The organism is Mycolicibacterium pyrenivorans, assembly GCF_025821625.1.
GTDB classification, from domain to species: Bacteria; Actinomycetota; Actinomycetes; order Mycobacteriales; family Mycobacteriaceae; genus Mycobacterium; species Mycobacterium pyrenivorans.
On sequence record NZ_JACKSH010000054.1, the window covers coordinates 1 to 11,722 of the forward strand.

Sequence of the window (11,722 nt, forward strand, 5' to 3'; positions counted from 1 at the left end):
AACCATGCAGACACGGCGTCGCAAGGCGACCACCAGCCCATTTTCACCCCGGAACGGGCGACCGCAAGGTCACATTGGCTGGAATGCAATTCCGGCGGTGAGTGGTTACAGCGGGATGTTCTTGTGGCGACCGCGGCGTGCGGGCGCCTCGGCCAATGCCTGGGTCAGCACGCTGCGGGTATGGGCCGGGTCGATCTTCGCGTCCACCACGCCGATCTCGATCGCCGAATCGACACCGCCCGCGATCTTCTCGTGTTCGACCGCGAGTTCCTCGTGCAGCGCCTCCCGGTCCTCGGGCGCGGCGGCGGCCAGCGTCTTCTTGTGCAGGATGCCGACCGCGGCCTTGGCGCCCATGACGGCTACCTCGGCGTCGGGCCATGCGAACACCTTGGTGGCGTTCAGCGAGCGGGAGTTCATCGCGATGTAGGCGCCGCCGTAGATCTTGCGGGTGACCAGCGTGACCCGGGGGACCGAGGACTCGCCGAAGGCGTGCAGCAGCTTGGCGCCGCGGCGCACCACGCCGCCCCACTCCTGGTCCACACCGGGCAGGTAGCCGGGCACGTCGACGATGACGACCAGCGGGATGCCGAACGCGTCGCACAGCCGCACGAAACGTGCCGACTTCTCGGCACTCTCGGAGTTCAGGCAACCGCCGAGGCGAAGCGGGTTGTTGGCGATCACACCGACGCTGCGCCCGGCGAGTCGGCCCAGGCCGACCACGATGGACGGCGCCCAGCGTGACTGGAACTCCTCAAAGGAGGGCCCGCCGTCATCAGCCCTGTCGAGCAGCGCCCCGATCAGCGGATGCACGTCGTAGGCGCGCCGCGCCGACTCGGGCAGCAGCGCCTTGAGGTCGGTGTCGCCGGCCTCGGCCTTGTTGCGGTCGAAATGGCCCTGCTGGCAGAACAATCCAACCAGACGGCGGCCGCGCTCGTAGGCGTCCAGCTCGTCGTCGGCGACGATGTGGCACACCCCGGACTTCTTGTGGTGCGCCTCCGGACCGCCGAGCGACACCATGTCGACGTCCTCACCGGTCACGCTGCGCACCACGTCCGGTCCCGTGACGAAGATCTTGCTGTCGGGTGCCATCACGATGACGTCGGTCAGCGCGGGACCGTAGGCGGCGCCGCCGGCCGCGAAGCCGACCACCACCGAGATCTGCGGGATGTAGCCCGAAGCCCGGATCATCGCCTCGAAGACCAGCCCGACCGCATGCAGCGCCTTGACGCCCTCGGCCAGCCGAGCGCCACCGGAGTGCCAGATACCGACGATCGGGCTCTGCTCCTCGATCGCGAGATCGTAGGCGTCGACGATATGCTGGCAGCCCTCGACGCCCATCGCGCCGCCCATCACGGTGCCGTCGGTGCAGAATGCGATGGTCCGCATGCCGTTCACGGTTCCGGCCGCGGCCAGCATTCCTGAGCGGTCCCGCTCGTGGAGCAGTTCGACGCTGCCGTCGTCGAAGAAGGTCGACAGCCGCAGCAGCGGATCACGCGGATCCAGAGATTCGTTCGCAGCGTCAGGGGCCAGCGGATTCTCGAGGGTCGTCATGTGTTCTCCTGCCGTTTCAGTACTTGCCGAAGGCGAGTGCGACATTGTGCCCGCCGAATCCGAACGAATTGTTGATCGCGTACTGGAAGTTTCCGGTACGCGGTTCCCCCGCCACCACGTCGAGATCGATCTCGGGATCGAGATTCTTGAGGTTCCGCGTGGGCGGGACGATGCCGTCGCGCAACGCCATCAGGGTCAGGATGGATTCCACCGCGCCGACCGCGCCGACCGAGTGGCCCAGCGCGGATTTCGGGGCGTACACCGCCGGTTGGTGACTGCCCATCGCGTTGTTGATCGCCTTGCCCTCGGCGACATCGCCGACGCTGGTGCCGGTCGCGTGCGCGTTGATGTGGTCGATGTCGGTGGGTTGCAGACCCGCCAGCTGGAGTGCACGCGTCATCGCGTAGCCGGCGCGTTCACCGGTGGGGTCGGGGGCCACCATGTGGAACCCGTCGGAGGTGATGCTCGCGCCCATCAGCCGGCCGAGAATCTGGGCGCCGCGCGCCTTGGCGTGCTCCTCGGTCTCGATCACCATGAGCGCGCCTGCCTCGCCGAAGACGAACCCGTCGCGGTCCCTGTCGAACGGGCGGCACGCACCGGCGGGGTCGTCGTTGTTGGTCGACATGACGATGCGCATCTGGGCGAACGCGGCGATCGGCACGGCCTCGATGCGCTGCTCGACGCCGCCGCAGATCGCGATGTCGGCCTCGCCGAGCACGATGTTGCGCCAGGCCTGGGCGATCCCTTCCGAGCCGGACGCGCACGCCGACACCGGGGTGACCACCCCGGCCTTGGCGTGGCGCTCGAGCCCGACGACGGCCGACGGCCCGTTGGGCATGTACATCTGCACCGACAGCGGCGACACGGCCCGCAGCCCGCGTTCACGCATGCCGTCATAGGCGAACACCAGAGCCTCGGCCCCGCCGAGACCGGTTCCGATCGACACCAGCAGCCGGTTGGTGTCGACCTCGGGCGCGCCCGCGTTGTCCCAGACGCGCCGACCGAGCACGGTGGCCATCTTCTGCACGTAGGACATCCGCCGGTTCTCGACCTTGGTCAGTTCCCCGTCGAAGTTCTCCAGCAGATGGCCACCGATGTGGACCGGCAGCTCGAACTGCTTGATGAACGGATCCTCGAGCGTGCGGATGCCACTTTGGCCGTCCAGGAGCGCCTTCCACGTCGATTCGGCGTCGGTGGCCACACTCGTGGTCATTGCGATGCCGGTGACTACGACGTCCGGAAGTCCGCTACCTGTTGTCGGCGAGGCCATAAGTGAGCTGCGCGTCCTTTCTCCGATCAGTAACTACGCTCGTGCCCTCTAGTAACGACCGAAGGCCAGAGCCACATTGTGGCCGCCGAAGCCGAACGAGTTGTTGATCGCATACTGGTAGTCGCCATATCGAGGCTCACCCGCGACGACATCGAGATCGATCTCGGGGTCGGGCGTCTCGAAGTTCAGGGTCGGCGGAATGACACCGTCACGCAGCGACAGCACCGTCAGGATCGACTCCAGCGCGCCGACGGCGCCGATGGAGTGGCCCAGCGCCGACTTCGGCGCATACACCGCGGCGTGCTCCACACCGGCTGCCCGGATGGCGTTGGCCTCGGCGAGGTCGCCGATCGAGGTCGACGTGGCGTGCGCGTTGACGTGCTGGATGTCCTGGGGGGACAGCCCGGCGGTCTCCATCGCCCGCTTCATCGCGTGGGCGGCCCGCAGACCGTCCGGCGCCGGCGCCACCATGTGGTACGCGTCCGACGAGATGCCTGCGCCCAGCAGTCGGGCCAGCGGCTTGGCGCCGCGGGCCAAGGCGTGCTCCTCGGTCTCGATGACCATCAGCGCGCCGGCCTCACCGAAGACGAACCCGTCGCGGTTCTTGTCGAACGGCCGCGACGCGCCTTCCGGATCGTCGTTGCGGGTCGACATCGCGCGCATCATCGAGAACGCCGCGATCGGCAGTGCCTCGATGCCGCCTTCGACGCCACCGCACACCGCGATGTCCGCGTCACCCATGACGATCTGGCGCCAGGCGTGGGCGATGCCCTCGGATCCGGACGAGCAGGCCGAGACCGGGGTGATGACCCCGGCGCGGGCGCCCAGTTCCAGACCGACGACAGCGGCCGCGCCGTTCGGCATGATCATCTGAACGGCCAGCGGCGACACCTTGCGGGGGCCACCCTCGTTCATCGCGTCATAGGTCTCGACGATCTTCTCGCCGCCACCGAGGCCGGTGCCGATCACGACCGAGAAACGGTCGGGATCGACCTCCGGACGCCCGATGCTGTCCCACAGTTGATTGCCGAGGTACTTCGACATCCGCTGGACATACGACATGCGCCGCAGTTCCAGTCGGGTCATGAGGGGATCGAGGGGCTCCTTGAGGTGCCCCCCGATCTTGACCGCAAGATCCCACTTCTCGACGAAGTCGTCCTCGAGAACGCGGATGCCGCTTTCGCCCGCGAGCAGACCCTTCCACGTGCTCTCGATGTCCGGTGCGATCGAGGTGGTCGCCGTGACGGCGGTCACGACGACGTTGGGAAAACCGCCGTTAGCAGTGGAAGGTTTGGTCACTTGTCGCCCGTAATCTGTGCCCGAATGGCCGCGGCGGCCTCGGGGTTCTCTTCCTCGAGCTTCTGGATGTAGGCGACGACGTCACCGACGGTGCGCAGACCGGCGAGATCCTCGTCGGGGATCTTCACCCCGTACTTGTCCTCGGTCTGCACCGCGATCTCGACCATCGACAGCGAGTCGATGTCCAGGTCGTCGACGAACGACTTCTCGGGAGTCACCTCGGACGGCTCGATACCGGTGACCTCTTCGATGATCTCCGCAAGACCGGTGATGATTTCTTCCTGGCTGGCGCCCACTATGGCTCCTTCTATCTATGTGTTGTTACTGATGTGTGAAACGTAGGAATGGTCGAGCGTGACGAGCTATGAATTTGTCATCTGGTCAGGCGTGGAGCGATTCCACGAACCCGTCCAGGTCAGCGGGGGACTTGACGGCGTGCGTCGGTAACCCCCGAAGTTCGCGTTTGGCGATTCCGGTCAGCGTCCCCGCCGGGGGGAACTCGACGATCGCCGCAGTCCCGCCCTGTTCGAAGCGCTCCCGCATGGTCGCAGTGCACAGATCCCAACGGACCGGCCGCGTCATCTGCGCCACCAGCTTGGCCATCGCGTCGGCGGCCGAGGACACCGGACGGCCGTCGGCGTTCGACAGCAGCGTGACGGTGGGCTCAGCGGGAGTGATGCGGCCGGCGACGGAGGCATACCCCTCGAGTGCCGAGGCCATGTATTGGGTGTGGAACGCACCCGCGGTGGCGAGCCGACGGACCCGCGCCCGCGCCGGCGGATCCTCGGCGAGTTTCTCCAGCGCGGACACCGCACCTGCGGCGACGATCTGTCCGGCCGCGTTGCGGTTGGCGGGAACCAGGTCGAGGGCTTCGAGTCGGGCGAGCACCTCGGCTTCGTCGCCGCCGAGCAGCGCCGACATACCGGTGGGCTCGAGCGCGCAGGCCTTGGCCATCTCGGCGCCGCGGGTCGCCGCCAGGGAGACGGCCTCGTCGGCCGAGATGACCCCGGCGATGGCGTAGGCGGCGATCTCGCCGACCGAGTGTCCGGCCGCGACGATCTCGTGGTCGTCGCTGAGCACGGCACGCCGGGAGAGTTCCTCGTGAGCGAGCAGGGTCGCGGCCACGACCAGGGGTTGGGTCACCGCGGTGTCGGTGATCTCCTCGGCGGTGGCGGTGGTGCCGAGACGTGCGAGGTCCAGGCCGGCGATCTCCGACCACGCCGCGATCCGCTGGGCGGCTCCGGGCAGCTCGAGCCACTCGGCAAGCATGCCGGGGGTCTGCGAGCCCTGTCCGGGCGCGAGGAATGCAAGCACAGTCTTCTGAGGCACGTCTCTAAGGAAACATTGAGAAGACCGTTTTGCACGGTGTAAGAGATTATGAACCTTGTCTTAGGTTTTTGTAGGTACTCCACAAAACAGCATGTGAAGCTATGCCATCGAGACCGCGCCGAAATGTCTTACGCACCTGCTTTGCCCCCAAGTGTGACTGGCGTAACAGGCATGGCCTACCCGGATCCGCTGCCCGTCACGGTGGACTGCTGGGCTTGCCGCGTCAGCCTGCCCACGGTGGAGGCCACCCGCAGGACATAGGAGTCGCGCGGAACCGTGGGATCGCGGCCCGTGAAATCGGCGATCCGTTTGAGCCGGTAGCGGACGGTATTTGGATGAACGAACAATTTGCGTGCGCACGCTTCGATGGCGCCGCCCGAGTCCAGATAGGCGTCCAACGTCTCCATCAGCGCGGGTCCGGCGTCCGACAGCGGCCGCATCACCTCGGCCTCCAACGCCACGGCGGCCGACGCGTCGCCCAGGAGCGCCCGCTCCGGGAGCAACTCGCGGGCCGCCACCGGCCGCGGGGCGCCCGCCCAGCCCGCCACGGCGTTCATCCCCGCGATCGCCTCGGTGGCGCTGCGGTGCGCCCCGCCGAGCGTCGGCGCGGTCGGGCCGATCACCACGGGCCCGTCATCGAACACCCGCATCAGCTCGGCAAGGAAACGGTCGGTCGGCGACAGTCCCCCCGAGATGATGGTGACCAGCCACGTGCCGTGCACGTCGGACAGCGCCGCGCGCCCGTTGCGGTTCGCCACCTCGCGGACGTCGTCGCTGGCGAAGTCCATCCGGCCGGGACGGGGTGACCCGACGATGACGGTCGTCGGCGCGGTGGCGTCCCAGTTCAGTGCGGCGGCCTGGGACTGCAGCTCCGGGCCGAGGTCGCCGCGGACCACGGCGTCGACGAGGTTGGCCTCCATCCGCGTGTCCCACGCGCCCCGGATCTCGGCCTGGTCGGCGTATGCGGTGGCGGCCGCGAACGCCAGGTCGCGGCTGTAGCGCAGGATGCCTGCGGTCAGCGCGGTCAGCTGTTCCTCCGAGCGGGCGAGCAGCGGCACCGCTTCCTCGAAGAACTCCATCGTGACGCGCACCATCTCGACGGACTGGCGCAGCGCGATCCGCCTGCGCAGGTCCTGCGGCACCACCTCGAAGGCCTGCGCGGTGTAGCTGACGTCGCTCTGCGGATTGCGCATCCACTCGACGAAGTTGACCACCGCAGTCTGCACCACCAGTTGGACGCTGGCCCGCTGGGACGCCTCCAGGGCGGCGAAGAACGGCAGCCGTTCCTCCATGTAGTGCACCGCTTCGGTGGCCAGCCTGCCGGAGTACTGCTTGAGCCGGCGCAGCGCCGACTCGGGCACGTTCCCCAGCACTTCGACAGTGGACTTCGGCGGGATGAACCGATTGTTGTCGGTCATCCCTAAAATCTACGCCAGTCCTCTGGCGATATCCGACAAATGGTGTGTCCTGTCAGGCACCTGGACCCGGGTCGGACGTCTGCACCGGGGCGGCCATCACATCGTCGATCTGGTACTTGTCGGCGGCCTCGGCCGCCACGGCCATATCGATGTTGCCGTCACGGGCCAACCCCTCGAGGATAGCGACGACGATCGACTCGGTGTCGGTGTTGAAGTAGCGGCGCGCCGCGGGCCGGGTGTCGGAGAACCCGAAACCGTCGGTGCCCAGCGTGACGTAGGTGCCCGGAACCCAGGGACGGATCTGTTCGGGTACGGCGCGCATCCAGTCCGACACCGCCACCACCGGACCGGTGGCCTCGGCCAGCGCTTTGGTGACGTACGGCGTGCCCGCAGAGCGCCCGGGGTGGCGCAGCTGCTCCTTCTCGATCGCCACGCCGTCGCGGTTGAGCTCACCCCAGCTGGTGACCGACCAGACGTCGGCGGCGACGTCCCAGTCGGAGGCCAGCAGGTCGGTCGCCTTCAGCGCGGCGGGCATCGACACCCCCGACGCCAGGATCTGCGCCGTGTTGGACCGCTTCTCCGGCGCCGACCGGTAGCGGTAGATGCCGCGAAGCAAGCCCTCCACGTCGAGGCCGTCCGGTTCGGCCGGCTGGACGTAGGGCTCGTTGTAGATCGTCATGTAGAAGAAGACGTTCTCGGGGTTCTCCCCGTACATGCGGTGCAGGCCGGATTCGATGATGTAGGCGATCTCGTAGGCGAACGCCGGGTCGTAGGCCACCACGGCCGGGTTGGTCGACGCCAGCAGCAGCGAGTGACCGTCGGCGTGTTGCAGGCCCTCCCCGGTGAGCGTGGTGCGCCCCGCGGTGGCGCCGAGCGCGAAACCGCGTGTCATCTGGTCGGCGGCCGCCCAGAAGCTGTCACCGGTGCGCTGGAAGCCGAACATCGAGTAGAAGATGTAGATCGGGATCATCGGCTCGTTGTGTGTGGCGTACGACGTGCCCGCCGCGATGAACGTGCCGACCGATCCGGCCTCGTTGATGCCCTCGTGCAGGATCTGCCCGATCTCGCTCTCCTTGTACGCGAGCATCAGCTCGGCGTCGACGGAGGTGTAGAGCTGGCCGTTGCGGTTGTAGATCTTGAGGTTCGGGAACCACGAGTCCATGCCGAACGTGCGCGCCTCGTCCGGGATGATCGGCACGATGCGCTTGCCGATCTCCTTGTCGCGCAACAGTTCCTTGAACGTCCGCACGGTCGCCATCGTGGTGGCGACCTCCTGCTTGCCCGAGCCCTTCTTCAGCGCCTTGTAGGCGTCTCGGCCCGGCAGCGGCAGCACTTTGGCCTTGGTGCGCCGCTCGGGCAGGAACCCGCCGAGGGCCCGACGGCGGTCGAGCAGGTAACGGATCTCAGGTGCCTCGGGCCCGGGGTGGTAGTACGGCGGCAGATAGGGGTTCTCTTCGAGCTGCTCATCGCTGACCGGGATCCGCTGACTGTCGCGGAAGTCCTTGAGGTCTTGCAGCGCAAGCTTTTTCATCTGATGGGTGGCGTTTCGGCCCTCGAAGTGCTTGCCCAGCGTGTAGCCCTTGATGGTCTTGGCCAGGATCACCGTCGGCTGGCCCTTGTGCTCCATCGCGGCGTGGTAGGCCGCATAGACCTTGCGGTAGTCGTGGCCGCCGCGCTTGAGGTTCCAGATCTCGGTGTCGGAGAGCTTCTCGACCAACTGCTTGGTGCGGGGGTCGCGGCCGAAGAAGTGGTCGCGGACGTAGCCGCCGTCATTGGCCTTGTAGGTCTGGTAGTCACCGTCGGGCGTGGTGTTCATCAAGTTCACCAGCGCGCCGTCGCGATCGGCGTGCAGCAGGGCGTCCCATTCGCGGCCCCACACCACCTTGATGACGTTCCAGCCGGCGCCGCGGAAGAAGGACTCCAGCTCCTGGATGATCTTGCCGTTGCCGCGCACGGGGCCGTCGAGGCGCTGCAGGTTGCAGTTGACGACGAAGGTCAGGTTGTCCAGGCCCTCGAGCGCGGCGACGTGGGCCAGGCCGCGGCTCTCCGGCTCGTCCATCTCCCCGTCACCGAGGAAGGCCCACACGTGCTGGTCGGCGGTGTCCTTGAGGCCGCGATCGTGCAGGTAGTGGTTGAACCGAGCCTGGTAGATGGCGTTCATCGGCCCCAGGCCCATCGACACCGTGGGGAACTCCCAGAAATCGGGCATCAGGCGAGGGTGCGGGTAGGACGGGATGCCGCCGCCCGGATGGCTGTGCTCCTGGCGGAAGCCGTCGAGCTGGTCGGCGCTGAGCCGCCCTTCCAGGAAGGCTCTGGCATAGATGCCGGGTGACGCGTGGCCCTGGATGAAGATCTGGTCGCCGCCACCGGGGTGGGACTTGCCGCGGAAGAAGTGGTTGAACCCGACCTCGTAGAGGGCGGCCGAGGAGGCATACGTCGAGATATGGCCACCGACACCGACGCCCGGGCGCTGCGCGCGGTGCACCATGATCGCGGCGTTCCAGCGGATCCAGGCCCGGTAGCGGCGCTCGACGTCCTCGTCGCCGGGGAACCAAGGCTCCAGCTCGGTCGGGATGCTGTTCACGTAGTCGGTGGACGTCAGCGCCGGGATGGCGACGCGCTGCTCCCCGGCCCGTTCCAGCAGCCTCAACATCATGTAGCGGGCCCTTGCGGGGCCGGACCGCTCGAGGAGGTCGTCGAAGGACTCGAGCCACTCGCCCGTCTCCTCGGGGTCGATATCCGGCAGATAGGACGCGACACCTTCACGAATGACCCGAACCCGATCGGGTTCGGTTGTGCTGCTGGAGTTTTGGGCCAGATCCTGGCGCACGAACTCGGTGGTCAACGCACTACTCCTTGTTAGGCGGTGCAAATGCCCGCGTGATCGGCGAAGTGGGTTTTCCTCGCTTCTCGCGCGCGGCGGACTCTATCCTCGTCTAATCCTGCCCCATGCGCACTGCCGGGTGGGGTCAGTGCAGAGAACCGCCGATCACCCGGCTGAACCCGGGGGTGAACGGGCAGGTGAACCGGTAACGTCTGCTCCGTGCTGACGGGTTGGCTGAGCGCGCCACGCGTGCGGGTCGCCGCCCTCGCCGCCGGCCTGCCGGCCGTCCTGGCGATGATCGTCGTCGGCTGCACCGGCGTCACCGACGGCGACGCCGCAGTGGCCGAGGGCGAGGCGCCGGTGTACCGGGCCTCGGTGTCCGCGTCGATCGAAGAGTCCGCCGCGAGTTCGAGCGCACGCGAGTCCGAACGCCAGGAGTCGCTGACGACCGAGGCGGTCCGGTCCGCGTGTGAGGCGATGAGCTCGAGCAGCGCCGACGCCATCGGCGCGGTCAACACCTACGTCGACGCCGTCAACGCGAACCCTGCCAACATCGAGCGCACCGCGGGTCCGGCGGTGGACGCGCTGAACATCAGCGCCGACCTGGTGGCGGGGACGATCTCCGATCGGCTGGCCCCCGAAATCCGGGATTCGCTCAGAGGCTGGGTGGACGCCGCGCGGGCGGTTGCCACCGCGATCGCGGGCAAGTACGGACCCGACGAGTTCAACGCCGCGATCACCCGGCTGAACGATTCCAAGACCGTGGCACTGGACCGGTGCGATGCCGCATACCGATAAACCTGCGGTCACTTGCCCGCGGTCGCGGGTGGGCGTGCGACGATAGGGCGACAAGAACTAAGAACGACAAGAACCAAGAACGACAAATCGCACAGAGCGTCGAGTTGGCTGAAGGAGGACCGAAGGTGGTCTCGGCGGGTGACCCCCCGAACTACGCCCGCAGACTGGGCATCGAAAAAGATCAGGTCGTGCAGGAGTTGGGCTGGGACGAGGACACCGACGACGACATCCGGGCCGACATCGAGGACGCGAGCGGCGGTGACCTCCTCGACGAGGGTTCTGACGAAGTCGTCGACGTGGTGCTGCTGTGGTGGCGCGACGGGGACGGCGACCTCGTCGACACCCTGATGGACGCCATCACGCCGCTGGCCGAGGACGGCGTCATCTGGGTCGTCACTCCCAAGACCGGCAAGCCTGGGCACGTCCTGCCCGCCGAGATCGCGGAGTCGGCGCCGACCGCGGGCCTGATGCAGACATCGTCGGCCAACCTGGGGGACTGGATCGCCAGTCGCCTGGTGCAGCCGAAGGCAAAGGCCGTCAGCAAGGTGCGATGAGCGCTCGCGCGAAGAGCAGAAGGCAGCGGTAAAGGCATGCTGGCCGTCGGCCACGACGCACCGGACTTCACGCTCAAGGACCAGAACAACCAGTCGGTGACGCTGAGTTCCTTTCGTGGCGTCAAGAACGTGCTGCTGGTGTTCTTTCCGCTCGCGTTCACCAGCATCTGCGCCCGCGAACTCGACGAGATCCGGGATCGGATGGCCGATTTCGTCAACGACGACACCGCGACGCTCGCCATCTCGGTCGGGCCGTCGCCGACCCACAAGGTGTGGGCCACCCAGCGCGGATTCACGTTCCCGGTGCTCGCCGACTTCTGGCCCCACGGCGCGGTCAGCCAGGCCTACGGGGTGTTCAACGACGACACCGGATTCGCCAGCCGGGGCACGTTCGCGGTGGACCGCTCCGGCGTCATCCGATTCGCCGAATGCAAGGAGCCGGGCGAGATGCGGGACCACGCGGTGTGGTCACATGCGCTGGCGGCGTTGCGGTCCGGCTGAGGATTTCCGGTCGCAGGCGCCGGGCGTGTAGCCTGCCCGGGATCGGGCGCGTAGCTCAGTGGTAGAGCTCTGGTTTTACACACCAGCGGTCGGCGGTTCGATACCGTCCGCGCCCACCATCATCGACCGGTATCAGCCGTGCACCGGCGGCACAACCGACCCTGCGAACGGCGTGGCA

The 11,722-nt window shown here is 67.4% G+C and carries 10 protein-coding genes and 1 tRNA gene; 4 read left to right on the top strand and 7 right to left on the bottom strand.

The annotated features are described in order from the left end of the window. Positions 1 to 105 precede the first annotated feature (105 nt). The 7 genes from H7I57_RS07760 to aceE form a co-directional block, all read right to left on the bottom strand. Positions 106 to 1,551 carry an acyl-CoA carboxylase subunit beta gene (locus H7I57_RS07760; RefSeq protein ID WP_264022814.1) on the bottom strand — a complete coding sequence of 482 codons (1,446 nt, stop codon included), beginning with the start codon at positions 1,549 to 1,551 and terminating at the stop codon, positions 106 to 108. A 16-nt stretch (positions 1,552 to 1,567) separates the two neighbouring features. After that, entirely contained in the window at positions 1,568 to 2,821 is a 1,254-nt protein-coding gene (gene kasB / locus H7I57_RS07765) for a 3-oxoacyl-ACP synthase KasB (RefSeq protein ID WP_264022816.1), read from the bottom strand. Between the two features lie 48 nt (positions 2,822 to 2,869). Beyond that, positions 2,870 to 4,120 (bottom strand): 3-oxoacyl-ACP synthase KasA, encoded by a 1,251-nt coding sequence (gene kasA, locus H7I57_RS07770; protein WP_264022818.1) that lies wholly within the window; start codon positions 4,118 to 4,120, stop codon positions 2,870 to 2,872. Then, a complete protein-coding gene (acpM, locus tag H7I57_RS07775; RefSeq protein WP_137144537.1) occupies positions 4,117 to 4,416 on the bottom strand; it encodes a meromycolate extension acyl carrier protein AcpM in 300 nt (99 codons plus the stop codon). Before acpM ends, kasA begins: the two co-directional genes overlap by 4 nt. Positions 4,417 to 4,501: 85 nt before the next feature. Beyond that, complete coding sequence (locus H7I57_RS07780) at positions 4,502 to 5,434, bottom strand: ACP S-malonyltransferase (RefSeq protein ID WP_264022866.1); 933 nt, start codon at positions 5,432 to 5,434, stop codon at positions 4,502 to 4,504. A 191-nt stretch (positions 5,435 to 5,625) separates the two neighbouring features. After that, on the bottom strand, positions 5,626 to 6,867 hold the full coding sequence (locus H7I57_RS07785) for a PucR family transcriptional regulator (protein ID WP_264022819.1): 1,242 nt from the start codon (positions 6,865 to 6,867) through the stop codon (positions 5,626 to 5,628). A gap of 52 nt (positions 6,868 to 6,919) precedes the next feature. After that, the gene (aceE, locus tag H7I57_RS07790; protein ID WP_264022820.1) at positions 6,920 to 9,712 is read right to left on the bottom strand and encodes a pyruvate dehydrogenase (acetyl-transferring), homodimeric type; all 2,793 of its coding nucleotides are present in this window, start codon (positions 9,710 to 9,712) and stop codon (positions 6,920 to 6,922) included. A gap of 198 nt (positions 9,713 to 9,910) precedes the next feature. Between aceE and H7I57_RS07795 the strand changes: the two genes are divergently transcribed. The 4 genes from H7I57_RS07795 to H7I57_RS07810 all read left to right on the top strand — a co-directional run bounded on the left by H7I57_RS07795 (position 9,911) and on the right by H7I57_RS07810 (position 11,663). After that, on the top strand, positions 9,911 to 10,489 hold the full coding sequence (locus H7I57_RS07795) for an Rv2240c family protein (protein WP_264022821.1): 579 nt from the start codon (positions 9,911 to 9,913) through the stop codon (positions 10,487 to 10,489). Positions 10,490 to 10,614: 125 nt separating this feature from the next. Then, positions 10,615 to 11,043 carry a DUF3052 domain-containing protein gene (locus H7I57_RS07800; protein ID WP_264022822.1) on the top strand — a complete coding sequence of 143 codons (429 nt, stop codon included), beginning with the start codon at positions 10,615 to 10,617 and terminating at the stop codon, positions 11,041 to 11,043. A gap of 36 nt (positions 11,044 to 11,079) precedes the next feature. Beyond that, a complete protein-coding gene (locus tag H7I57_RS07805) occupies positions 11,080 to 11,544 on the top strand; it encodes a peroxiredoxin (protein ID WP_264022823.1) in 465 nt (154 codons plus the stop codon). Positions 11,545 to 11,588: 44 nt separating this feature from the next. Then, positions 11,589 to 11,663: transfer RNA gene (locus H7I57_RS07810), tRNA-Val, on the top strand. Positions 11,664 to 11,722: the final 59 nt, after the last annotated feature.

Bases quoted from the DNA above. Each gene is read 5' to 3' on its own strand.
- H7I57_RS07760 (WP_264022814.1), bottom strand. From the start codon at position 1,551: ATGACGACCCTCGAGAATCCGCTGGCCCCTGACGCTGCGAACGAATCT.
- kasB (WP_264022816.1), bottom strand. From the start codon at position 2,821: ATGGCCTCGCCGACAACAGGTAGCGGACTTCCGGACGTCGTAGTCACC.
- H7I57_RS07785 (WP_264022819.1), bottom strand. From the start codon at position 6,867: ATGACCGACAACAATCGGTTCATCCCGCCGAAGTCCACTGTCGAAGTG.
- H7I57_RS07805 (WP_264022823.1), top strand. From the start codon at position 11,080: ATGCTGGCCGTCGGCCACGACGCACCGGACTTCACGCTCAAGGACCAG.